The 25,763-nt window shown below is 45.6% G+C and carries 18 protein-coding genes; 15 read left to right on the top strand and 3 right to left on the bottom strand.

Annotation, left to right across the window (positions count from 1 at the left end):
* The first annotated feature begins 45 nt into the window (after positions 1-45).
* The 8 genes from QZV31_RS08030 (at position 46) to QZV31_RS08065 (ending at position 10,071) form a co-directional block, all read left to right on the top strand.
* On the top strand, positions 46-465 hold the full coding sequence (locus QZV31_RS08030; protein WP_295359521.1) for a TadE family protein: 420 nt from the start codon (positions 46-48) through the stop codon (positions 463-465).
* A gap of 116 nt (positions 466-581) precedes the next feature.
* Positions 582-1,970, top strand: coding sequence for a CpaF family protein (locus tag QZV31_RS08035; RefSeq protein ID WP_295359522.1), 1,389 nt, complete (start codon positions 582-584; stop codon positions 1,968-1,970).
* Between the two features lie 5 nt (positions 1,971-1,975).
* Positions 1,976-2,923, top strand: a complete 948-nt coding sequence (locus QZV31_RS08040) for a type II secretion system F family protein (protein WP_295359523.1) — start codon at positions 1,976-1,978, stop codon at positions 2,921-2,923.
* 6 nt (positions 2,924-2,929) lie between these two features.
* Complete coding sequence (locus QZV31_RS08045; RefSeq protein WP_295359524.1) at positions 2,930-3,295, top strand: DUF192 domain-containing protein; 366 nt, start codon at positions 2,930-2,932, stop codon at positions 3,293-3,295.
* A gap of 164 nt (positions 3,296-3,459) precedes the next feature.
* A complete protein-coding gene (locus QZV31_RS08050) occupies positions 3,460-5,700 on the top strand; it encodes a pilus assembly protein TadG-related protein (protein ID WP_295359525.1) in 2,241 nt (746 codons plus the stop codon).
* 74 nt (positions 5,701-5,774) lie between these two features.
* Complete coding sequence (locus QZV31_RS08055; protein ID WP_295359526.1) at positions 5,775-7,391, top strand: hypothetical protein; 1,617 nt, start codon at positions 5,775-5,777, stop codon at positions 7,389-7,391.
* 125 nt (positions 7,392-7,516) lie between these two features.
* Entirely contained in the window at positions 7,517-9,118 is a 1,602-nt protein-coding gene (locus QZV31_RS08060) for a hypothetical protein (RefSeq protein WP_295359527.1), read from the top strand.
* 140 nt (positions 9,119-9,258) lie between these two features.
* Entirely contained in the window at positions 9,259-10,071 is an 813-nt protein-coding gene (locus QZV31_RS08065; protein ID WP_295359528.1) for a hypothetical protein, read from the top strand.
* 57 nt (positions 10,072-10,128) lie between these two features.
* Here the strand turns inward: QZV31_RS08065 and QZV31_RS08070 are convergent, their stop codons facing one another.
* Entirely contained in the window at positions 10,129-11,547 is a 1,419-nt protein-coding gene (locus tag QZV31_RS08070) for an ATP-binding protein (protein ID WP_295359529.1), read from the bottom strand.
* A 930-nt stretch (positions 11,548-12,477) separates the two neighbouring features.
* On the opposite strand from QZV31_RS08070, the gene QZV31_RS08075 reads away from it, so the two are divergent.
* Positions 12,478-13,995, top strand: a complete 1,518-nt coding sequence (locus tag QZV31_RS08075) for a hypothetical protein (protein ID WP_295359530.1) — start codon at positions 12,478-12,480, stop codon at positions 13,993-13,995.
* Positions 13,996-14,116: 121 nt separating this feature from the next.
* Here QZV31_RS08075 and QZV31_RS08080 read toward each other — a convergent pair whose 3' ends face one another.
* Entirely contained in the window at positions 14,117-14,572 is a 456-nt protein-coding gene (locus QZV31_RS08080) for a hypothetical protein (protein ID WP_295359531.1), read from the bottom strand.
* A 428-nt stretch (positions 14,573-15,000) separates the two neighbouring features.
* Between QZV31_RS08080 and QZV31_RS08085 the strand changes: the two genes are divergently transcribed.
* Both QZV31_RS08085 and QZV31_RS08090 read left to right on the top strand, forming a co-directional pair.
* Positions 15,001-15,687, top strand: a complete 687-nt coding sequence (locus QZV31_RS08085; protein ID WP_295359532.1) for a VTT domain-containing protein — start codon at positions 15,001-15,003, stop codon at positions 15,685-15,687.
* A gap of 274 nt (positions 15,688-15,961) precedes the next feature.
* Positions 15,962-17,545 carry a CYTH domain-containing protein gene (locus tag QZV31_RS08090; RefSeq protein ID WP_295359533.1) on the top strand — a complete coding sequence of 528 codons (1,584 nt, stop codon included), beginning with the start codon at positions 15,962-15,964 and terminating at the stop codon, positions 17,543-17,545.
* Between the two features lie 558 nt (positions 17,546-18,103).
* Here the strand turns inward: QZV31_RS08090 and QZV31_RS08095 are convergent.
* A complete protein-coding gene (locus tag QZV31_RS08095) occupies positions 18,104-19,159 on the bottom strand; it encodes a hypothetical protein (RefSeq protein WP_295359534.1) in 1,056 nt (351 codons plus the stop codon).
* Positions 19,160-19,434: 275 nt separating this feature from the next.
* Here QZV31_RS08095 and clpB point away from each other — a divergent pair, with 275 nt between their 5' ends.
* From clpB to QZV31_RS08115, 4 genes are all read left to right on the top strand, one after another.
* On the top strand, positions 19,435-21,966 hold the full coding sequence (gene clpB / locus QZV31_RS08100) for an ATP-dependent chaperone ClpB (RefSeq protein ID WP_093730203.1): 2,532 nt from the start codon (positions 19,435-19,437) through the stop codon (positions 21,964-21,966).
* Positions 21,967-22,438: 472 nt separating this feature from the next.
* Positions 22,439-23,230 carry a hypothetical protein gene (locus tag QZV31_RS08105; RefSeq protein WP_295359535.1) on the top strand — a complete coding sequence of 264 codons (792 nt, stop codon included), beginning with the start codon at positions 22,439-22,441 and terminating at the stop codon, positions 23,228-23,230.
* A gap of 272 nt (positions 23,231-23,502) precedes the next feature.
* Positions 23,503-23,871 (top strand): holo-ACP synthase, encoded by a 369-nt coding sequence (gene acpS / locus QZV31_RS08110; protein ID WP_295359536.1) that lies wholly within the window; start codon positions 23,503-23,505, stop codon positions 23,869-23,871.
* A gap of 270 nt (positions 23,872-24,141) precedes the next feature.
* Positions 24,142-25,701 (top strand): NAD(P)H-hydrate dehydratase, encoded by a 1,560-nt coding sequence (locus QZV31_RS08115; protein ID WP_295359537.1) that lies wholly within the window; start codon positions 24,142-24,144, stop codon positions 25,699-25,701.
* Positions 25,702-25,763 lie beyond the last annotated feature (62 nt).

Below are 25,763 nucleotides of genomic sequence, written 5' to 3' on the forward strand. Positions count from 1 at the left end.
GCTTTTGCAGGAGGTTAGGAACCAATAGAAAGGGGGGAACAGAATATGGGAAAACAAAAAGGGCAGTCTTTAATTGAATTTGCACTTGTGTTTCCTTTTTTTCTCTTTTTGATATTGGGCATTATTTACAGTGGTATGTTGTTTTACGATTACAGTACATTAAGTAATATTGCCCGTTCTGCAGCGCGCGAAAGAGCGGTTGCAGACTCTTCAGTACAAACATCAACCATAATAGGGCATTATTTTGTGAATAATCAGTTTAATCCTCATATCATTACCAGTTTATATGGCCCTGCCACGGAGAATCCGTTTGTCATTCAAAATGGCGCATCGGATAGTGATGATATTGTTGTAACGATTACAATGCAACTGGGCAGAAGACCCCCGATTGTGGAAGTAATTCTACCGGAACGGTATAGTATTGTTTATCATATGCGGAAAGACTATAAGGAAACATCTCCTTAATACCTTTGTGTGTAAATATGTATGTTTAGTTTGCTCTGTATTTTTATTTGTTTTGTAAATTAATCAATTTTGTATTGGTTTAATATATTGAACAGGCGTGGATGGGAGTGACATAGATGTCTTTATTGTTGGAACGGTTAGGTCGGCCTGCGGGGGAACCTATTCAGCAAAAAACTATATTTGGCAGACGTCAGGCGGAAGCAAAGGAAGATAATTATCAGGAGCTGAAGCTGGCCATCCATCGTCGTATTGTAGATGAAATGAGCGATCAGGAACAACAGTTCCTGGCTAGCAACAGCCATACTCGGGCGGAAGTGGAAGAATTAATTTCTTCTTATTGTCAGCGTGTGTTGGATGATAACCCCATGAATGTGCCCCGTGGTGAACGGGCCCGTATCGTGGCGGATATCTGTGATGAAATTTTAGGATTAGGGCCCATTGAACCGTTGTTAAAAGACGAAACCATAACTGAAGTTATGATTAATGGACCGAAGAAGATATTTGTGGAACGTAAAGGTAAACTGCAGCTGACCAATGTTCAGTTCCATGATGATGCTCACTTAATGACGATTATTGAACGTATTGTTTCTCCTTTGGGCAGACGTATTGATGAGTCATCACCATTGGTGGATGCCCGCTTGTCTGACGGTTCTCGCGTGAATGCCATTGTACCGCCTCTGTCTTTAATTGGTCCCTGTGTGACCATACGTAAGTTTACGAAGAATCCGCTTTCGATTGATAATCTTGTAGGTTTTGGCTCGTTGAGCGAAGAAATGGCCGAGTTTTTACAGGCTTGTGTTAAGGCACGTTTAAATATCATGGTTTCCGGTGGCACCGGTTCTGGTAAAACAACTACATTAAATGTTTTATCTTCATTTATTCCGGATGACGAACGTATTGTTACAATAGAAGATGCAGCAGAACTTCGTTTGCAACAACAACATGTAGTAACCCTGGAATCTCGCCCGGCTAACTTGGAAGGCCGTGGTGCCATTACCATTCGCGACTTGGTGCGAAATGCCTTGCGTATGCGTCCGGATCGAATTATCGTGGGCGAAGTTCGCTCAGGTGAGGCCCTGGATATGTTACAGGCCATGAATACCGGTCATGATGGATCTTTGACTACCGGTCACGCCAATAGCCCGCGTGATATTTTAAGCCGTCTGGAAACTATGGTTATGATGGCAGGTATGGAGTTGCCGGTACGTGCGATTCGTGAGCAGATTGCTTCCGCAATAGATCTGATTATCCAACAGTCACGTATTCAGGATGGTAGTCGTAAGATTACGTATATTACGGAAGTACAAAAAATGGAAGGCGATACCATTGTTTTGCAGGATTTATTTACTTATGTTCAGACAGGTATCAACGAAAATGGCAAATCGGTAGGCTATTATGAAAACAGTGGATTACAGCCTATGTTTTTACAAAAGTTTAAGATGAACGGGGTTGAATTACCCAAGAGCTTTTTGAAGCATACCATGGGTGGTTTTAAAGGGGAGTGAGAGTGATGCGGATACTCATTTTGCTCATTTCCGTTTTGATAACTTTATTAGTTTTTGTGATTTTGTATTATATTGTGAAAACTAAGATTACTGCGGGTAATCAGGTTCACCAGCGCCTTAAAGATTTGGGCGGTGGTGGAGAACGTGTTATAAAATCACATGCAGATGAATTATCGCGCATACCATTCTTGGACCGTACTGTTTTACCGTTGCTTTATCAAGCAGAGAAGTTTCTGATGAAGTTTGCTCCGTCTGAAATTCATGCAACGGTAGAGAAGAAGCTTATGCTTGCAGGAAAACAGGGGAAGTGGAGTGTTAATCGTGTAATTACCGGATGGTTGTTGTGCCAGGCTGTTGCTATGGGAGTCGCTATTTATCTTGTATCCAGTGACAGTTTTCCGTTTGCATCGGGGATTATGCTTATGTGGTCTTGCCTTGCAGTGGGTGCTTTGTTGCCCTTTGCATTTTTGAATTCTATTATTCGAAAGCGTCAAAAGGCTATTGAAAAACAATTGCCGGAAGTATTGGATTTGTTAAGTGTCAGTGTTCAGGCAGGTCTTTCGTTTGACGGTGCTTTACGCAAGATTACAGACCGGATGACAGGACCTTTAATTGAGGAGTTTCACCGTATGCAACAGGATGTGCGTATGGGATCACCCAGGGCAAGAGCTTTGCAGGCTGTAGCTCAGCGTTGTGATTTGGAGGATATGTATTTGTTCATTACCGCAGTGATCCAGGCGGAACGTTTAGGTAGCAGTATGGGGCGGACGTTGATTAGCCAGGCAGATAATATGCGCGAGAGAAGGAAGCAGAAAGCGAAAGCACTGGCTCTGAAAGCACCGGTAAAGATGTTATTTCCATTAGTGCTTTTTATTTTTCCCGCTCTGTTTGTAGTTATTCTGGTTCCGCCAGTATTTACAATACTTAAAAGTATGGGTTCTTTGTTTAAGTAAACAATTATGCAAAAACAAAAGATGTACATTGAAGGAGCGCCAATCAGCGCTCCTTTTTTAGAAATTTTAATAGCGGATTCATTTGCAACTCGTTTTATGGGTTTAATGTTCCGTAAAAAATTACCAGCAGCTACAGGGCTGTTTCTTGCGCCTTGCAGCAGTGTTCATATGTGTTTTATGCGTTTTGCCATTGATGTTGTTTATTTGGATAAAGACTTCAAAATCATTAAAGTGGTTAATCACTTGAATCCCTGGATTGGGATCAGTATTTGTCATAAAGCTTGGGCTGTATTGGAAATGACAGCTGGAGAAGCAGGACGTTGCGGTTGTGAAGTAGGGAAAAAACTAGTGGTTGAGAATGGGTGTTATTGAGCACCCTCTTTTTGACAGTTTAGTTTTTATTGCATTTTGTTGCAAAAAAAGTTATAATTAACGTGGGGAAGTATGTAAGCAAGTAATTTTTGTTTTAAAAAGTCTTATAGATTAGAAGTATGTAACTGAAATGAATTCATCCTCGTGGAGGGAGGGCAGATATCATGAACTGGCAAAAAAGATTTTTTGAAAAGGTAAATAAAATGAATAGTTTGAAACAGGAGCGTGGATCTATCCTTGTATTGACTGTAATTCTACTACCAATCATGTTTGCCTTTTTGGGATTTGCCTTTGATTTTGGCAATATATACATGCACAAAGCACGACTGCAGAACGTGGCGGATGCGGCTGCGCTGGCTGGCGCGCGAGCCTATTTGAATAGCCAGACAAATGAAGATCCGAATGATCGGGATAGCGTGGACGGCATTGTGGACAGGACTGGTGGGAAACTGGCGGCAAACAGTTCTGCTACTTATAAAGAAGGCAGGTCGACACCTGATGTCTATAATGTTCGAGATACCCAGAAAACAAAAAACCGCGACTATAGTAAGCATATTGCTGCAGACAGAGCGGCGGATGAATATATTTATCGTAATATTGTAAACTTAGGAAGCGAAGTAAAAAGTGACAGATGGTCCCACTATGCCATAAATTCGGATAACACAGATCCTAAAACATTTTACCGTGTTGGTTTGTATGAAGAAGTCCCCTTGTACTTTTTACCGATCATACAAAGCATCGGTAAAACTCAGACTGTCCGTGCCGGTGCGATTGCGGTGGTAGAGAAGGGGACGACTAATCCAGGGGGTGGAGGAACAACACCTACGATAACTCATACTTCTGTTTTTGATAATCTGTACACATATAGTTATGCTTTTGATTCGGCACTAAGCAATGAACAGGGGCATACCGTAAGCACCAGTTATTCGGGCGATATGGTTTTTACGTATGGTGATGGCGATCCGAATGTGTTTTATGATATGCCTTCGAACAATCTCTTTGTAGATCATTTATTTACCGATACAGATAAAAACAACTTAAACACAAGCAGTAGTAGTTATAATTGGAGTAAAGTTAATGATCCTATAATTGATACAAATTTTAAAACTACTGACTATATTCCGGCTTTTAGGGCAAAATTAAACGCACCTCATGGAGGGCCGAAAAATCAAAACCAATTAACAGATGAAAATATAAATAACCACAATAGTGATTTATACTTGACATATGTGACAGTAGGAGGCAAACAAGTTTATAAAGATGAGGGAGAAAACGGAAAACTATTTGTGCCTGTAGATAATAATACTTTTTTTGCGTATGATGATGAGAATAATGATTACGTATATGTTGCTGGGCGGGAACATACAGAAGCAAACCGAGTAAAATATGTTTTTGTCGGAGATAATGGCGGTAAAATATATGCTCCTTCTATAACGGATAATGGCAGACAGTACTTATTAGATGAGAATAATGCCATGACTGACAGCTATTATGAGAATTGGAGCATTCATTATGGCAATAAGTCGCCGTACTCTTTTAAAGCTAAGTTTTCAGATAGTCTTCAGGAGAGGCATCAATATAAGAAACACGTTGTGACTAATGTTTTTTATGTTGACACAAAAAATAATGGTAACTATGCTGGCTCTGTAACTATTCAGATAGATAGTGCAATTCATGGCACAACAGAAGAAGTGGAAAAGAATGTGCCAATATATATTATTGTCGAAGAAGATATTCAGGCTATAGATTGGAAAGTTTCAAATAATGGTAGACCTGTCGTTTTAGTGTATTTTGGTTCAGGTCCGGTGAAATTTGAACAAGGAAACGGTAATATTAAAGCTTTAATTTATGCTCCATATGCTACATTTCCAAATATACATGCTACGGGTAACTTTCATGGAAGTATCGTTGCAAAGTCAATATATTATCAAGCAAGCGGTGTCGGAAATTCCTGGTATCAAGATAATTATTTAGAAGGAAAATATGGATATACTGACAGTGATGTTGCTGCAGTGACACAAACTATCAAAAATAAGATTGAAAACGCTGCAAAATTACCGGACAATATAATAGCAGATATTTTTTCACAATATGCAAGTGCTTTGAACATTGATGTGAGTGAAATTAAGAGCGACAATTGGTATTCAAAACAGTCATATGCAAACAAACAAAAGTTATATACAAAGTGGAAACAGCTTTATGCGCAATTCAAAGATCAATATCCGCAATATTTAAATCAGCTTTGGCCTTGGAATGAACATTTTGATGTACAGGGCGAGCCGGTTGCTACAGATGGAACTCTCCGTCTTATTAACTACCGTACAGATTATTTGGATAACGGACAAGCAAATGCAGTGGTGGATCCGTTTATTTTCCTGTCGTTGGAAAAACCGGATGCATATTGATTGCTGGCAAGAATTAGATAATACAGCATAGGTTGACTGAACTGCTTGTTGGATATTGTTTCGTGGAGGACACCATGGGCAGATTGGTTGTAAAAATGAACGAAACATTAAAAGACCTGTTGAAACAGAAAGGGCAGGGGTTGACGGAGTTTGTTCTCGTTCTTGCTTTTTGCGCAATCGTCGGCTGGGCTGCTAGTAAAATGGGTTTTTTGGACGCAATTAGTTCAGCCTTTGATGTTAGCAAGAAACCCGAATATATAACTGCGGCCATCGGCGGTGGGGGGAGTAGTGTTGCCCCGACTCCTACACCAACGCCTGATCCGGATCCCGACCCGAATCCCAATCCCAATCCCAATCCCAATCCAGATGTTACTTACAATGAATTTGATTGGGGGAGAATAGATCCTCACTTATATTATAAAAAAGCATACAAAGATGAACATGCTTCAAGAGATGGGGGTCACAGTTTTATAGACTTTACAGAAGAAGAAGCCAAACGAGATCGTCTTATAACAGATCAGCAAGCGTTAGCCAACCTTGCAACGCATTTTATTGGTTTGACGCACAAGAAAGTGTCGGATATGATGAGAAGCGGACAAACCGGTGATATGGGAATGGATAATAATGGGGATAATATAGTATTGGGTCATATAATGCCACCCACTAAGAATGAGACAAGGTGGATGCAGCTTTCGACAAACAAGGGTGATGATCGCTTAAAGCCAGAATACAAGGATGAGGTTTTAAAGTGGATGAAAAACCCGACTGACCCGGACTCAGTAGAGATTGAAGATAACTATATGTACCTGGTTTCAGATTATGTGGTGAGTCAGGGCTGGACTGACAAAATTGGTGGAAACCAGGGTTGCGGTATCCATCTTCGGCTTGAATATGATTATTCTGGGCAGTTTGGAACGTATAATAGCATAGATGATGTGCCGGTTGTAGGTGTGCATGTAGCTATCGATCCTGGTAGTCAAAAGAATAAGAAAAAGATTGCTGAGTCTACTGGGCAGTCTTCTGCCGGGTTGGACGTGCAGGTGCGGAAGATCAGCGAGACTGAAAATCAGGTTACCTTTAAAGATACTGGGGATGCATTCGATATAAACGGCAATTACGTAGGTAAAGAGATAACGAAAAAAGACGGCACAACCGCAATCTTGCCGGGCGGCAAGTCTCAAGGGCTCTATAACTGGTATCACGAAAGTTATAGAGATTTGGTAATACTGTATCTTCAGGATTATTGGGTTCTTGAGAAAATTTCAAAAGGAAGCGGAACCGTGACAAACAACTATAACCAAGGTGATATTATAAGAATGGGAGACTATTTTTACGTTGTAACAAAGACAGGAACTCAGACAATTGATAAGGAAAAAATCGCTAATAATCAGGCTAGTCAGGACTATTTTGAAGCAAATGGATTGTTAGTGAAAATTACAAATGGCTTAAAAAATAATTATAACACAACTTCAAATTATATCCATGAAAATGATTTGAAAACGTTTAATAAGGAAACATATTTTCAGTACCGCGGTTTTGCTGTAACGCTTAGTAATGGCGATGTTTACATTTATGTGGGGCCACAAGGAAAGACATACAAAATTTCCGCCGACTTTGTTACCAGTAGTAGTAGTGTTGATGAGAATGGGGATCCGCTTTTTATCAAGGTTGGTAATGTATCGGAGAATTAGTTTCTAAGAACCACTTTCGATTTTTTGTTCATAGTGAGAGAGTCGTGGAAAAGTGTACAGAATTGATGTTCCTGCACAAGACAGAGAGACGGTATAGCTGTAAAGAGACAGAACAGGAGCTTATTATGGAAAAGATTGCTATGCGGGGCGTAATTACAAAATATAAAGATGTTTGGAAGCGACTGTTACAACCTAAAGGGCAAGGGTTGACGGAGTTTGTTCTCGTTCTTGCTTTTTGTGCGATAATAGGCTGGGCTGCCAGTAAAGTGGGCTTTTTGGACGCAATTGGTTCAGCCTTTGATGTGAGCAAGAAACCCGAATATATAACGGCGGCCATCGGCGGGGGCGGCAGCACGGGCGGCAATCCCGGTGGTGATACTCCCGGCGGTGGTGATACCCCCGGTGGCGGTGATACCCCCGGTGGCGACACTCCTACAGAACCCCCGGCCCCTATTAATTACACCGGCTTTGATTGGGGTACGATAGTTCCCAATGAGTATTTTAAAAAGTCGTATAAAAATGGCAATGCCTCGTTGGACGGCGGTGCCACTACGGTAGATTTTACGGAAGACGCTGCCCGGGCAGATCGGCTTGCTTCTGATCAGACGGCGCTGGCAAACATTGCGCTCTTTTTTATGGATAAGACACAGGATCAAGTAATTGCCTTATTGAATAATAATGCCAATAACACTGCTGATATGGGAAAAACTGGTATTAATGAAGAGTTGCTTCTGTGTCATCTTGTACCAAAGAACGGAAAAAACCCAGGTATGAAAATAATTGACTCGAAATTAACGGATCCAACTGCAATTATTAAATGGATGAAAAATCCAAATGACCCGGATTCCGTAGTGTACGATCCCAATTATAATTACCTGGTTTCTGATTACGTGGTCAGTCAGGGTTGGGTGGATGCTGACAACCAGGGTACAATGCAAAAAAATGGTGTTAAACTGAGATTGGAATACGATTATTCCGGCCAATATGCTCCCCCCGGTGGCTATACAAGTGCTGGTCAGGTGAAGGTGATTGGTGCTCACGTTATGATAGATCCCCGAAGCCAGAACAATAAGGTGTTGGGAAACGGTACATACAATAGTGAATCTTCTACAGGGCTTGACGTGAATGTAAGAAAAGATGCTAACGGCAATCCGTATATTACCGTAAAGGATACGGGTGTTCCCGTTGTGACAGGGAATGAAAGTGGTCTGGGATCCTATAACTGGTATGGTGAAGGGGATTTTCGGTTAGTGAAGGAATATATTTCAAGCTTGGTGAAAACCACACTTACAATTACCGATACGGCAAAACAAGATAGGACGTTTAATGAGGGTGATATTATCCGTTCTGAAGTTGAAAAAAAGAATAACAATGGTACAACAACAATTGAAATCTCTTATTATATTGCGATTAAGAGCGGAACACAGAAAATAAGCAATACAAGTATTCCTTTGTATGATCCTACCAAGAGCCCTAATAATATTTTTGTTAAATTTAATACCCAAGATTTCAGATATTGGCATGAGAATGACAGAATGGATAATAACAATGTTGGCTATGACAGCGCGAGTCATAGTTTTAAACCCAAAACCATAAAAGAACGCGGCACTGTTTTGACGATGGATAACGGCGATGTATATGTTTATAAAGGTGACGCTACGGTAATTCCATATTCCGGTATTAATGATGATTGGTTCAAGATTGGGAATATCAAAGGGAATGGGTGAGCGTTAGTCTGGCATCCTTAAATTGAGACAAATATTTATTTCAGTTTTTTTGATTTGTATAAGTGATATAATTATGTTCTATATTTCATTTCATTCAATAACCTCATGACAGTTTGAGGAAAGCGGCGAGGTGAAGTACTGTGTTACGTCTTTTTAGGAAAACAAATAATGAAAAAGGACAGGGATTGACAGAATATGCTATAATCCTTGCCTTTATTGCTATCCTTGCCTTTATGATGTTTGGCGGCGGCAGTCTGAAGGATACATTATATTATACTGTTACTAACACAAACAGGATTTTTGCAGAGTTGTTTAGTGACGCGATGACATATGCCGATGCTGCAGCCACTTGGGGCAAGAAAAATAAAGCGGATCTTTCTTCAGAGGTTAGTAATGAAAAACGTATAGCTATGGATCAGCAAAGTCTTGCGAATATAGGTCAGTTTTTTCTTAGCAAAACAAAAACTGAACTGGCTGGCATTATGAATAACTACACATACAACGGTGACGAAGGAATATTTCTTGTCAATTATCATGATAACTCTGATATTGAAACCGATTTTGATTACAATGGAACAAACTTAAAAGATGGATATAAGGATATTCTGACATATATGCAGGGGGATGCAAGTAATATTGTCGGTTTTAGCAGTGATACAAGATATTTTTATTCAGATAATATGCTGGCAGATAAGGCTGGACAGTATGGTAACGATAGAAGTATCAGGGTGAATTTGCATTACAATGGGGAAACGGTTGACGCTGTCCGTGTACGGGTTAATAGAGGTTATTCTAAGGGAGATGGAAATTCCACTCCATATTATAGGGAGCTGGACGTTAAAGTTGGTACGGGTAAAGAGTGGAAGCAAACGATTTCGGGTAGTGATGGAACAATAACAAAAAATGAGAGTAACAGCGTTAAAAACTCCTGGTATAATTTAAATAATTGGTAGGCGTGTTTGAGAGGCTAAAAAAGATAATTGGCATGATCCATATATTTGAACCGGCCATCACTTTTCCCCGTACATTTCCTCCATCGTCACTAACTGCACTTCACCCTTTTCCTGTTTTTCCAGTAACGCATCCGTAAAACCGGATTTGGAAAAGATGTAGTAAAAGCATTCGTCATTCGCGTTGGTGAAGAGGGAAGCGTAAGCCCGAATTAAATTCAATTCGTCAATATCTGTTTTTTCATTTTTATATTTGCAGGAACCGATGATAAACTGGCGTCCGGCTTGTATGTTGTTCTCTTTGGAAGCAAGAGCGACAATGTCAAGCTGGACTTCTTTTTTTTGTGCGGAATTCGGCCCCCACCATTTGCCGATTTCGTGGATGGTAAAGGGAAGATTCTCTGCGTAGTAGATAAGATATTGGCGGCAGATGTCTTCAAACACAGGTCCCATGTAGGAGGAAAGGTAGCTGCCGATGGCTGCATCGAAATTTCGTGCAATGGTTCCGGCACTGATTTGCATCATGTTGCCAGGTACAAACCGGTACCAGAAACGGAAGAAGGGGTCGGCGATTTTGTACAGGGTTTTCCGCTCCGCCTTTTCTGTGACAGGTTTAATCTTTTGAATAATACCCAGCATTGTAAGCACATGAATATATTTTGTGCATTTTGCGGTTTCCAGCCCCGTCCGTTGGGAGATTTCATTTAACTTAGCGGCGCCGTTGGCGGTGGCGGTGATGATGGAATTGTAGATGGCAGGTTCTCGCAGTTCCTGCTTTAGTAAGTTTTGCGGTTCTTCAAAGAGATAGGCCGAGGTGTCAAAGAAGTTTTCCAGTAAGGCGTCTTTCAGATTGTTTTCTACTGCCAGCTTGTTAATATAATGGGGTACGCCGCCGGTAATGCCGTAGATGAGCGCATTGGTTGCCGGGGGTAGTTCTGGATGGAATTTTGAGGCGTCCAGATAGGTGAGGGGTTCGATTTTAAATTGTGCGGTCCGTCGGCCGAAAAGGGGACTTTTGCTGCTCAGTACTTCTTTTTCCATAAAGCTCAGGGAAGAGCCGCAAAGGATCAGGTAGAGTTTGCTGTCTTTCCAGTCATGGTCTAACAGATGCTGCAGACGCGACGGGGTGGAACTGTCCGCTTTGGCCAGATAGGGGAATTCGTCAATGACAAACACAATGCGTTTGGTCTGCACGATTCTTGTGATTTCTGCAAAGGCGTCGTCAAAAGAGTTATAGACAGGGGCTGTGCCGGCATCTGGATTCCGATATGCACAGATGGCTTTGGAGAGGGCAGTCAGGTTATCTTTTGCATTGGTGTTTAATGCCGGAAAATAAATGACTGGCTTGTCTTTCACAAATTCATTGATCAGGGTGGTTTTCCCTACTCGGCGGCGTCCGTAGATAATGACGCACTCCATCTGATTCTTGTTAAATCTGTTGTTTAGTTTTTGCAATTCTGTTTCGCGGCACAGGAACATGATGTTGTCACCTCGCTGAAAATAAACAGTTTTTTAACGCGAAAAAGTCTTTTTTTGGTAAACAGGATTAAAAAAACACTCTTAAGTTAGTGAATTACAAGTTACTAACTTAAGAGTATATTAACATAGAGAGTGCGATGTGTCAAGTTGTCAAATGTACTGCCTCGACGGATTCTGTCATTTGTGGTCTATAATGGCGGTTTTGGGAGTTATGGAACTAACCGGGTTCTCTTATTTCAATTATGCAAGTGTAGTTGAAATAAGATTGTAGTTTTACCGTTCTTATTTCAATTTAAGGGAACTTATTCGAATTAAGTTTGATTGATTTGAATAGACCGTTTTAGGAAGCTTGTTAATCAAACTTGCGTCTCATACTTTATTTTTATCAATCTATTCCCCAAATCTAATATTAATTTGATTTTGGGGAATAGTTTGGTCGTTAAAACGACCAACCTAATATCGCGAACCTGCATAGATACTGGGTTCGAGCCACCATACCTCTTAATATATAGAGGTAAAGTCTTTATTGGAAGCTTTGGCTGTAGAAATGACTGTCTGACAGTACATTTCAACTGCTGGAAGAGGCGTAATGCAGGGTTTTCCCCCCGTGGAATTGAAGTTGCATTATCTTAGCGGCGGAGATTTTAGCCACTTACAGGTCTCTTATGATTCCTGTATCGTTTTGATATGCTTGTTAAATTTGCATTCTAATTCCATATGCTGTATAATACGAACTTGTGGGGAGAAGCTGCACGTAACTGTGGCGCTCTCCCTGCATTATTTTTGCGCTGTTAATACTCGCACGATGCAATCCCTCTGTTTTTTTGCAAGCCTTTTTGGCGAAAGGGAATTAAATTATGCAATTAAAATTCCTCTCAAGGTTGATTTAAACGAGCTTTAACAGCGTATCAGGAGGCTTAGCAAATTACAATGACTGCAGAGAATCATTCTGTGAAAGATAGTACGTCCTTACATCAGTTAACCTTTCATATTGTGGACTCGGCCATGGGAGCGGGCAAGAGCGAGTCGCTGCTGGACCGGGCCCGGTTCAACGGGGGCTGGGGTTATATCCGTTACCCGGAAGAGGTGGAACGTCTGCGTCGGAATGGCTGGAAGGGTGAGTTTAAGGGGGAACGCTGCATAATATTTGTTTCTACGATAAAAGAGCGGGATGAGCGGTTTGTGAAGGAACTGGATATGGCTACGCCGGAGAAATATCCCTATAACCGCAGCATCTTGGACCTGATCCGCAGCGGCAGGAACATTATCACTACCCAGGCCCTGTGGAGCCTTTTCAATGAAGAGACCATTGCGGCCTTCCGGGAAAGCGATTACCTCTACACCGCATTTTTTGACGAGGTGCCGCCTCTCTTCCGGGAGGTGGTGGGCAGCGGGCGCAGGCGCGATGACTTTGGGGAACTGGTGACCTTTGGCCCGGCGGATGTGAAGCTTATGCAGCAGCAGGAGATGCTGGTGAACGTGAAGGGACAGCTCCGATACAATTCCAAATGTGAGTATGACAGGAGAAATTCGGAGCACAAGGTCTTCGACGCCGTGAAGAATCTGAGCCGCAGCTGCAATTTGTATCTTTACGGAACTAAGAACGGGAAGTTCACGTCCATTGTGGCCTTTGTCCGTAAGGACCTGTTTGACTGTTTTGAACAGTGCTGGTTCTTTTCCTACCGCACCTGGAACAGTATTTTGCACAAATACTGTCTGCTGAACGATATCCGCATGGAGTATTATCACATTCAGGATCTGCGGGCTATGCGAAATCCGGGAGGGAAGTATGTGGAAACCTATCCCGAGGGCATGGAGCGCCTGGTGATTCTGGATGATGGGAACGTGAATTTCGGCGCCAGCCTGTCCAAGGAGTGGTTTAAGCGGGCTCGGGCCGACAGCAGCGGTAGTTTGGTGAAAAGCCTGAAGGGCTGCTTCCGCAGTGCGTACAAGATCATGAAACGGCACGGCGTTACCAGTCGTACGTTTATGTTTACGACTTTTACGGATTACCGGAATCTGCTGCAAAGCGACGGCAGACATTTCCCCACCCTCAAACGTTTTCTGCCCTGCAACACCAAAGCGACCAATGATTACAGCGACTGCACCGGCGTGGCCTATCTGTGCAACCGTTTTTTTGATGTGACCTGTTGCAATTTTCTGTCCCAGAAGGCGGAAGAGACCGGCAATCCGGATTTGAAGTTTGACAATGACAACTACGCGCTTTCGGAACTGCTGCAGTTTATCTGGCGTTCTAATGTGCGGGTGAAGGAGTCGGACAAATCCGTGTATGTGTGGGTACCGGACAAGCGCATGCGCAAGCTGTTGCAGGATTTTCAGACGCGTGCCCTGGAGAAACGGGACGCCGTGGAGCGGTTTTTGCTGGAAGAGGACAGGAGAACGATTGAAGAGACGCGGGAAAAACGAAAGAGTAGGGAGTTGGGTTAGGCAAAATAAGTTTTAAGTTTAGGATTTTTTAGTAAAAAATCAGGGCAGCTCATTCAAATTGAACGGGCCGCCCTGCGATGTGTTTTCGTGCTTTACTTCTTATCTTCTAAATGCTTTACCATTAATTGGTAGATACGACCAATGTCTGAAAAGAAAAGATTAATGCCTTTTTTTGTAAGCGAAGGTTATTTTTCAGATTCTTGACAATGGTTTTCCCGGTGCCTTCATGTACAGTCAACGGAACCCCGTTGCTAATGAGAATGTGATCGAAAAAATCTGCTGTAACAGGAAAAGCATTTTGAATCAGATAAGCAGCGTCTTTTCCATCACATTTACCCAAAACTATTTTTGTGCAAAGTCCATATTTTTTAATCTGTTTTTCATAAAGTGCGGCAAATTTTGTGTATTTTGATGAAACCGGTATCATCCAGAAAATTTCTGTGTTCAAGGTATCTCTAATAGCAAGATAATGTGGCCGGTAATTTCCATCTTCTTTGTTTGCCATTAAGGACGGTTCATTAACTTCCAAAAAGAATTTGTCGCTGATATGATAAAAGCAGCCTTCGATAATATCCATTATGTCCCCCCTTTCCTCATAAAAATTCCAAGTCCCCATCTCCGGGTGAAGATGGGGACTTACTACATTTTCGCACCAAGTAATTTCTATACCGCGCCGTTGGTAAGCGGTAACATTTTCGCACCAAGTAATTTCTATACCGCGCCGTTGGTAAGCGGTAACATTTTCATGTTTATTATAAAACAAAAGGGAGAAAAACACAAGAGAAGAAATGTGCAACTATAAATTAATCAACGCCTGCAGTTCTATTTTTTCAATTTATGAATAAGAATTGAAATAACAGAGGCCCCATTCAAATGGAATGGACTGTCCTGTGGCATTTCGGTATCTTTTTTGGAATTGGTAATTGGTTATAGAATTTTACGTTGAAATCTGATAAAATATGTATCGCTGATTGTCGTTTATTCTTTATTGGATTATATTTGTTTATGAAGCATAATTGTTTTTTATTTTTGCGGCGTCATCGTCACGCCTTATTGCTAATTATATATTTGCTGATCATTGCCGCTCTCTGGTATCTGCCAGGAGTGTTCCACCCCAAGTCGGTGGAGGATGTCCGCCGGTGGGTAATGGGGTTTGGCGTTTGGGGTCCGTTGGTGTATGTACTGCTGTACACGGTGCGGCCCCTGCTTCTGTTTCCCAGCCTGCTGCTGAATGTGGCTGCCGGCATTCTGTTTCCGCCTGTTATTGGCATTCCCTGTCTTTTGGCCGGAGGCCTGGGCAGTGCGGCGCTGCTCTTTTATATGGCCCGCACAGGAATCGGCAGCGAATTCTTTGACCTCCACGGCGGCAAGTGGGGGACGCGCATCCACCACTACCTTTCAGACAGCGCCAAAAACTTTCAGCGAATGCTTTGGCTGCGAACAGTGCCCTTGTTCCCCTATGACGTGATCAGCCTGGTGGCAGGCTGTACGAAAATGAAATTTGCGACCTTTGCCTTGACAACATTGCTGGGCATGGTGCCGGGAGCGATTGCCTATAACATTTTAGGAGACGCGTTGGGTGGAAATTCAGGTCTGACACTATCTGCGCTCATGATTATTGTTGCTTTTGGTATCCCCCTGGCCTTTTGGTATTTTGGCGGGGAAAGGAAACGGTTAGGAGAAGAAAAGTAAAAATATATAGTAGGGAAAAGAAATGAGCAAAACATCGGGAGCGATTGCGTAGTTTTGTTGAGCGTTGACAGGGCAACCCGTGAGGGTCCCAGTTTGACGAGCGAGCAACGCGAAGCTTGCTGAGCGGGCGGAGTGAGGAAGTGGGAGACGGGTTGCCCTGCAACGCGACTTTGAGTTTCGAAGCCACAGGCACATGAGTCCATGGAATAGAAATCCTTGACGGTTTTGCGAATTCTTTTCCTTTTTGCTATAATAAATAAGGGGCGTTATTATTATGGAAAAAAATACAGAAACTGAAATCAAACTAATAATTGCCAAAAAAGACGTAAAAGCGTTAGTCGCTTCACCGCTGGTTGCCAAGAAAACAAAAAAGGGCAGCCACAAAACGGTGAAGCTGGTTAACATTTATTTTGATACCCGCGACCTGTTGCTGCACCAGGCCGGCATTGCCTACCGTGTGCGGCAGAACGGGAAAAAATATGAAGCAACTGTAAAACTGGGCCGCGCTGAGGCAGGAGGACTTTCTGCCCGGCAGGAATACAATGTAGCCGTGAAGAATGCCAAACCAAATCTTTCCGTGTTTGCGGAAAGCGGTTTGCAGGTAGATTTTGCGGATATCTTGGGAACCGCTCAGATTGAAAAACTGTTTACGGTGCGGGTGAAGCGGGAGCTCCGCCTGCTGCAGATTACGAAAGAAACTGTGGTGGAAATGGCCATCGATCAGGGCTTTATCTCTGCCGGCGGCAAGAAAGAAACCATTGACGAAGTAGAACTGGAATTAAAGGACGGTTCTCTGGCGGACCTTTTGGCCTATACGGCAAAGATTGCAGCGGAGGTTCCGGTGTTTACGGAATCCCGCAGCAAATACGCCCGGGGTCTGGCGCTGTTGGACAAGCTGGAGCCGGAAGGGGCCCGTCCGCTGCCGGTGATTGACTGGGATAACGATTATTGCGAAGAATACAAAAAACAGTTTTACCAGTACGGCACGGCCATCATGGAAGAGCAGAACGTGTTTGCGGACTGCGGTAAGCTCCAGACAGAAGCAGACCGGATCTTTCTGCCCTATTTTGAACGGATGCAGGCTGCCTTGTACTGGCTGCAGCCGGTGATGGACGGCAGCGCGGGAATGCAGGCTAATCTTCAGGGAGCGCTGCGCCCTTTGTATAAGTTACGAGATACAAAAACGCTGCTGCGGCGCTGGAAGAGTCTCTTCAAGCTGGCTGACGGACGCCTTGGGGAAGATAAAGTGACCCGTCTTCTGGAAAACCGTCTGGAAGATATTGGCGATGAAATTCAGCTGCAGGTGATGCGGGGAACCTATTCCGGTATCATCTTTTCCCTGTGGGCAGCCATGGAAGGCGCCGGCTGGAAAGCGGAAGAGTATCTGCAGGCCGGGCAGCTGCTGCAGGTCCGGGTAAAAGACATCCTGGAAAAAATAGAAGACGCCATGAACCGGGAAAAAGAAGCTGAAACGGAAAAAGCTGAAGCCATATTTACGGGAAAACTGGCGTCGGCGAAAAAAGGAAAGAAGATTCCGCTGAAAGAACCCGGATATGCAACCGTGACCCGTTTTGGCAAGGAGTTTTATTATCTGACGATGGCCAATGAAAGCAGCAAACTTACAGACCTGAGCAAAGAAAGCCGGAAAAAACTGGAAAAACTGGGAGAAGCCATGCGGGAACTGTTTGCCGTCAACAGCCTGGGCAAGTCCGTTCCATCAGAACTTCTGAAATCCAACACAGTACTGTCTGCTCGCCAAAGCGGATATTTGTTAGGCGATTTGGCCGCCGAACAGTTAATGGCGCGCAAAACCGTGAACAAAGCCTTTGCGAAATGGTTGAAGACAGTGAAAATGTAGTTTGTGTTTTGTTCATACAGTATGCTGGCAGGGAAAGACATCGCAAAAACGTCAAGGATTGCTATTCCATGGACTCATGTGCCTGTGGCTTCGAAACTCGGGCTTTGCCCTCAGACAGTCTCGCCACGACGACACATTTCATCTCATGGAATAACGCAATCCTTTCCTATATTTTGCTCATGTCTTTCCCATGCCTCATAACTTTGTGAACAATTTGCAAAAAGTAAACAAAAAAGTAAAAAACCATTTGACTTTTTGACCTTATATATTATAATAGTATTAGGCAAACGAAAAGAGCCCCCCCCCGTTTTTGGGAGCTCTTGTCCATGCCTTTTATTTTGGAAACAAGTTAGCACTCTTGCGACGAGACTGCTAACAACTTGCTTTCGTTGAGCGTTGACAGGGCAACCCGGAAGGGTCCCAGTCGACGAGGCGTAGCCACGCGTAACGTAGTGAGCGCGGCTAGCGAGGAGTGGGAGGCGGGTTGCCCGGAGCGACTACGCGGAATAGGCCCGAAGCGTTAGCGGAGCGCTATGAAGGCGGCATTAACTCTGAAACTTACTTAAACAGTGCTATGCCAAGCAATATAAGTGCAATCACAGCCAGCAGCGTAATATTGTACTTGCGCATCTGCTCCAGGTGATGACTGGTAACCGTCTCGTTCAACATATTGTAGCACCGCTGCAGCACCTGCATCTTCAGCTCGATGTTCTCCTGCCAGACGGAAGCCTTCAGCAGCTTCAGATAACGGGCGTACACCTTGGCGTAGAAAATATCCTCCGTTACCAGCAGCGCATTGGTGATATTGCTGGTAAGACTGCTGACATCGGCCATGGTCTCCAGCAGTTCGTCCCGGATGTTCTGCAGCACGTCAATATTTTTGAGATTGGCTTTGTCTTCAATGACGTCGTACGTCTTGTCGATAGCGTGATTCAGGAAGTTGTCGTAATAACGCAGTTCCAGATACTGGGCATTGGCAAACTCCAGCAAGTCCGGAATATCCATGCTGCCGGTAGGGTCATAGACTACGGCGCTGTCCCAGGCCAGCCAGGCTACGTCGTCTGCATAAGAGAACCGGTTGGCCAGCGCGGCCTCGCGGGTTTCTTCGTTTACCGGACTGGGATCCTTCAGCAGGAAAGGAACGATGTCCCAATCCGCAGGAATCGGGTCCTGGAAGTAATAGACTACGAAGTCTTCATCGTAACCGGAAATATTCTGGTTGGTGCAGGCCGGGCCGATGGTCTCCATGGTAGCGTCCACAAATTTGCGGAACTCCTCATCGGGCAGCTCTTCCACCGCCAGCACAAGATTCAGATAATCTTTATAGGAAATGTCTTCTTCCGGCGGAATGTTGAAGAGGATGCAGATAACACCCAGGTCCTGGATGCGGGCCTTTACCTCTACCAGGTACTCCACGCCGCCGATGACCATTTCATGATACCCTAACTCTACGAGTACCGGCGGGTCGTGGAAGGTGATGGACTTGGTGGAAATGCGGTCCAGGCGCAGACGGGATGAAATTTTGTTACGGCTGTGCCAGATAGCCTGAACCTGGTCAAGATTGATCTCGTCGGCTACGTCAAAAAGGCGGTAGGCGATGACAGTAGTTCTCATGATATTCCCTCACTGATAAAAAGACTTTGTGCAATACGATGTTACGCACTACGTACCTGCTTAATTCAAAATATGGAACCAAATCATTCAATGATTATGAAAAAGAATTTACAACAATTAATTATAACATAAAAACAAAGTGTTTTCTCATGTTTATATAAATTAAAGTGCAATACGCCAAAAGTTTTTTAGAAAAACAGTTTCAGCCTGAAACTTTTTAATATGGTTAGTAAAGAAAATAAAAATAAATTTAGTCGAAGATTGGAGTGATCACTATGAATGAAAACTACACGGATGAAGTAAAAGCCATCATTGAAGCGGCACAGCAGCAGGCTTTGATGAATTACAACCAGGAAGTGACCAGCGCGCATCTCTTGCTGGCACTGTGCAGCGATGACTTCTTTAAGTTTTTGCTGCAGACGTTTAAAGTAGATGAAAATACATTTGCCGGCGAGGCCCGTGCCATTGTCAGCCGTATTCCGTCCGTAAAAGGACAGGACCGGCAGCTGCTCATGAGCTCGGATTTTGCCCGGGTCAACGGCATCGTGCTCCGCAAAGCGGGGCAGGGCAATGTGACGGTAGGCCACCTGGTTTCTGCGTTGGCTAGCGATGGAAGCAGCGAGGTTACAGCGCTGTTTAAGAAGTACGGCATCGACAGCAACAAGATTGAAAAGCTGTATGAACACTACCTGAACAGCACCGCCAATGACGAAAGCAAGAAGACTTTGGAAAAGTTCGGCCAGGATTTGACGGCAAGGGCGCGGCAGGGCAAACTGGATCCGGTCATCGGCCGTGACGATGAGATTCGCCGTACCATTGAGATCCTGAGCCGCCGGAAGAAGAACAATCCGGTGCTCATCGGGGAACCGGGTGTGGGCAAGACCGCTATTGTAGAAGGGCTGGCCCGCCGTATCGTGGCCGGGGACGTGCCGGAAAGCCTGAAGAATAAAACCTTGTATGCTTTGGACTTGGCTGCTTTGGTGGCCGGGGCCAAGTACCGGGGTGAATTTGAAGAGCGCCTGAAGAAAGTGCTGAAGGCCGTAGCGGACAGTGCCGGTCAGATTGTCATGTTTATTGACGAGCTGCATACCGTGGTGGGCGCCGGCGCAGCGGAAGGTTCCATGGATGCCGGTAATATCCTGAAACCCATGCTGGCCCGGGGCGAACTGCGGTGTATCGGGGCTACGACGCTGAATGAATATCACAAATATATTGAAAAGGACAGCGCCCTGGAGCGCCGTTTCCAGCCTGTCATGGTCAACGAGCCCAGCGTGGAGGATACCATTTCCATTCTGCGCGGCTTGAAAGAAAGCTATGAAAATCATCACGGAGTGCGGATCAAGGATGCGTCCCTGGTAGCCGCGGCCGTGATGAGCCACCGTTACATCAATGACCGCTTTCTGCCGGATAAGGCCATCGACCTGGTGGATGAGGCGGCAGCCCGGCTCCGGACGGAAATCGATTCGTCCCCTACGGAGATTGATGAAAGCAAACGAAAAATTTTACAGCTGGAAATCGAAGAACAGGCCCTGAAGAAAGAGGAAGACCCCGCTTCCGCAGACCGTCTGGCCAAACTGCAGGAACAGCTGGCCAAACTGCGGGAAGAAAACGCGGCCCTGATCAAACGCTGGGATGATGAAAAGGCCGGCATCGTCAAGGTGCGGGAAGTGAAAAAGGAAATCGGCGCCGTGAAGCAGGAGATGGAAAAGGCGGAGCGGGACTATGATCTGAACAAGCTGGCGGAACTGAAATACGGCCGCCTGCCGGAACTGCAGAAGCAGCTGCAGGAACTGGAAAATCAGACTGCCGGGGAAAATGCCCTGCTGAAAGAAGAAGTGGACGAAGACGACATTGCCCGTGTTGTGAGCACCTGGACCGGCATTCCCGTACAGCGGCTGGGTACCGGGGAGCGGGAGAAACTGGTACATCTGGAAGAAACCCTCCATGAGCATGTTGTCGGCCAGGACGAAGCGGTGAAGGCTGTGGCGGATGCGGTGATCCGGGCCCGTGCGGGCATCAAGGACCCCAATCGTCCTATCGGTTCCTTCATTTTCCTGGGACCCACCGGCGTGGGCAAAACCGAGCTGGCCAAGACGCTGGCAGAAGTTTTGTTTGATGATGTGAAGAACATGATCCGCATCGATATGAGCGAATACATGGAGAAGCACACCGTGTCCCGTCTCATTGGCGCCCCTCCCGGCTATGTGGGGTACGACGAGGGCGGCCAGCTGACCGAAGCGGTGCGCCGTCATCCGTACTCTGTCATCCTCTTTGATGAAATTGAAAAGGCGCACCCCGATGTGTTCAATGCACTGCTGCAGGTGCTGGACGACGGCCGTCTCACCGACGGACAGGGCCGCAGCGTGGACTTTAAGAACACGCTGATCATTATGACCAGCAACATCGGCAGCCAGCGGATCATGGAAGCAAAAGAAACCATGGACAGCGAAGCGGTGCGGCAGCTGCTGCTGACCCGGTTCCGTCCGGAATTCCTGAACCGCGTGGATGACATTGTAACCTTTAAAGCCCTGCAGCCCGACCAGATCAAGGACATTGTGAAACTGATCCTGAAAGAACTGGGCGACAGGGTGAACAAGCAGCTTGAAATCAAGCTGACCTGCACTGACGAAGCAGCGGCTTTGTTAGCCAAAGAAGGTTTCGATCCCCAGTTCGGCGCCCGTCCGCTGAAACGTCTGATTGTCCATAGCGTGGAAAACGTACTGTCCAAGAAAATCGTTAACGGGGAAGTCAAAGCCGGGGACAGTGTGGAAATTTATGTGAACAACGGGAACATTGATGTAAAGTAATTGGAACCACGAAAAGATTAAGAACAGATAACAATGCCCGGAACCAGAAGCATTGTAAAGCGGTAAAATATTTACGAAAATTTTTAAAGAAAAGTTTTAAAGGACTGTGCCGAATGAAGATAACCTTTGTTTGGCGCAGTTCTTTTTGTCTTTTTTATGTTCTTTTTATAAAATAATTTAGAAATATTTTAATAAGTAGTTTATTGCATTCTTTCTTTATGATAAAATAAAATGAATTCGTATAAGCTTTTGGATTAATGAGTTAGGAAAAGAAATGAACAAAACATCGACAACGATTGCGTAATTCCATGAGATGAAATGAGCCGTTGTGGCGAGACTGTTTGAGGGCGAAGCCCGAGTTTCGAAGCCACAGGCGAATGAGTCCATGGAATAGCAATCATTGACGGTTTTGTAAATTTCTTTTCCTGACTCGGATTAAATCAATTAAACAAATAGCGGGGAGGTTTTAATTATGGGTAAAATGAAAAAGATTCTGGCAGCCGGCGTGGTCTGCTACGTGGCATACAAATTGGGGCAGAAATACTTAAAAGAAAACAACCTGACAGCCGAAGATGTATTTGATTCTGCCAAAAAGAAAGCAGAAGCATTTGCCAAACAGGCAGCCGGTGTAGTTCCCACTACAAAAGACGGAGAACCGGAAGGTAAAAAAATTTACACTTTCGGTAAGGAAAAACGCATTGAGATGGTACACCTTGCAGACGGTGTCACCGGCCTTTATGACAATAAAAAGAATTACCCCATTGAAAAACAAGTGAAAATCTACAGCGAAGACGGAGGCAAACTGTATGTGTACAGCGACGCGGCGGACTATGTAATTTCCGACGAACCCTTCTTCATGAACGTGTACGTGAAAGACAAAGATAAGACGGAAGCCATCGCTATTGCACTGGGCAAACAGTATGACGCGGAAGAAATCGCTGTGTACAATTACGGCTCCAGTCAGAAGTTTGATGCCCAGGGAATGGCTGCGGAAGCAGAAGCGGAAAAAGTAGCGGCGGAGCAGGCAGAAGCCAAAGCAAAAGAAGCGGAACTGGAGGCTCAGGCAGCAGCAGCCAAAGCGGAAGCCGCTGCGAAAGAAGCTGCAGAAAATGTTGAGGCCGCTGCGGACAAAGCCGAAGAAGCAGTGGAAGAAGCTGCTGAAAAAGTGAAAGACACAGCAGAAGACATTGCGGAAACTGTTGAAACCACGGCAGAAGAAGTGAAAGACGCAGTAGAAGAAGCTGTAGAAAAGACTGAAAACTGATATAGTTTACATAATAGCCGGGCTGATATCACCTGAATAAGCGATGCGTCCTCCCGGAGGGCGGTGTCAAGATGTTGAGTACTGGGGGCATCCCGGGAGGGCCCCAGTTTGACGACACCGAGCAACGCGAGGCTTGCCGAGCGTGCGCAGTGAGGAAGTGGGAGGCGGGATGCCCCGGAGCGACAACGCGGGTTAGGCCCGAAGCGTTAGCAGAGCGCTATGAAGGTGGTATCAGCCCAGGTGCAAGTTAATTGGTTTTAGAGGAGTTATAAATGCTTGGAATCGGCTGCGACCTGGCAGACGTGGAACGAATCGAAAAAGCCATAACGCGCAAGGGCTTTAAAGAACGCGTTTATACCCAGGAAGAAATTGCCTACTGTACCGGCTCTCACGGCGACAAAGCCCAAAGCTATGCAGCCAGGTTCGCCGCCAAAGAAGCCTTCCTGAAAGCCATCGGCACCGGACTCCGTGGCAAAGGACAACTTACAGAAATTTATGTAGTCAACGACGACCTGGGCAAGCCCGAACTGAAAGTGACAGGCTACTACGCATCCCACATCGCAAAGATGGGTGTGAAAAAGATACACCTTACATTAAGCCACACCGCTACCACTGCAATGGCAGTGGTAGTATTGGAATAATATGAATGATACGGAGCAAGACTGATACCGCCTGAATAAGCGAAGCATGCACTCTGAGAGCAGTGTCATGGTGTTGAGTGACGGGCGCATCCCGGGAGGGTCCCAGTCTGACGACACCGAGCAACGCGAGGCTTGCCGAGCGTGCGGAGTGAGGAAGTGGGAGGCGGGATGCCCCGGAGCGACAATGCGGGTTAGGCCCGAAGCGTTAGCGGAGCGCTATGAAGGCGGTATCAGTCTGGGACATCAACCTTGACAGAAGGAGGCCACCCCATGCAGATTTTACTGGCAGAAGAAATGCGCGCCCTGGACCGCGCCGCAGAAGAAGAAATCGGAATCCCCGGTCTTGTGCTGATGGAAAATGCAGGCCACGCCGTAGCAGATGCGGCGGAAAAACTGCTGGGCGCCTGCTGTCATAAAAAAATCCTCATCTTTGCCGGCAAAGGCAACAACGGCGGCGACGGCAGCGGCGCCGGACGCTGGCTCCACAATCGGGGCGCGGAGGTGACCCTGGTCCTGGCCTGTGCGGCAGAAGAACTGTCCGGCAGCGCTGCGGATGAACTGCAGTATTATATTGCCTGCGGTGCCACGGTGCTGGAAGTTACAGATGCAGACGACAATCTGCGGTTTGCGGAAATAGAAAACCTGGCTCTCCGGGCTGATTTGCTGATTGACGCTTTGTTGGGCACAGGCTTTTCGGGAAAGATGCGTTCGCTGTTCCTTCGTCTGTGCGGCTGTATCAACAGAGCAAAAGAAAAGAATCCTGCCTGCAGCATTCTGGCAGTGGATATTCCCACCGGTGTTAATGCGGATACGGGAGAGGCTGACGGCAGTGCAGTGAAAGCTGATGCCACGGTGACCATGGCGTTGCCGAAGCTGGGCCTGTACTTATATCCCGGAGCAGAACATGCAGGCACGATTCAGGTTGCGGATATCGGTATGCCTTCCACCTTATTGCAAGAAACGGAAGGCAACCGTATCCTGATTGAAAAAGAACTGATTAAAACCATCCTGCCGGACCGTCCGCAGAATGCCCATAAAGGCAGTGCGGGACGGGTTGCGGTGGTTGCCGGTTCCTACGGTTATGTTGGAGCTGCTGCCTTATGCAGCTTCGCGGCGGTAAAAGGCGGGGCCGGTCTGGTCACGCTGCTGACGCCGGAAAACACGAGAGAAATACTGGCGATAAAACTGACGGAAGTGATGGTGAAAGGTCTGCCTGTGTCGGATGACCGGCTGGTGGCAGAAGAAGCGCTGGAGGTTGTGACCGAAGCACTGGATAAAGCAGATGTGCTGGCCATCGGTCCCGGTTTTGGCGTTTCCGAAGAAGCAGGGAACCTGATCCGGGATATTCTGGTCACAACGTCGGTACCCTGTGTCATTGACGCAGATGCCATTACGGCGCTGAAAGATCATACAGAACTGCTGTCCCATATGCTGGCGGAAAAAGTGCTGACTCCTCACCCGGGGGAGATGGCGCGTATTATCGGCATACGGATTTCAGAAATTGAAAAGAACCGGGTGGAAGTGGCCCGTCTTTATGCGGAGAAGTGGCAGGCGGTCGTTGTGCTGAAAGGTGTGCCTACCGTTGTTGCCCTGCCGGACGGAACCGTGTATCTGAATACCACCGGTACACCGGCCATGGCTACCGGCGGCAGCGGAGACGTGCTGACCGGCCTGATTGCCACCTTGATCGGACAGGGGCTTACTGTAGCGGATGCGGCAGTGGCCGGAGTTTACCTTCACGGCCGGGCAGGCGAACTGGCTGCCGGAGGCAGCGTGGGCATGGCAGCTTCTGAATTGCTGCTGAAATTACCTGAAGCGCGGAAACTCTGAGAAAATGATTTAAAATAATGTAAGAAAAAGATTTGAGCAAAACATCGGCAACGATTGCAGTG

Origin of the sequence: uncultured Succiniclasticum sp. (assembly GCF_902793885.1) — a bacterium.
In the GTDB taxonomy this organism is placed as follows: Bacteria; Bacillota; Negativicutes; order Acidaminococcales; family Acidaminococcaceae; genus Succiniclasticum.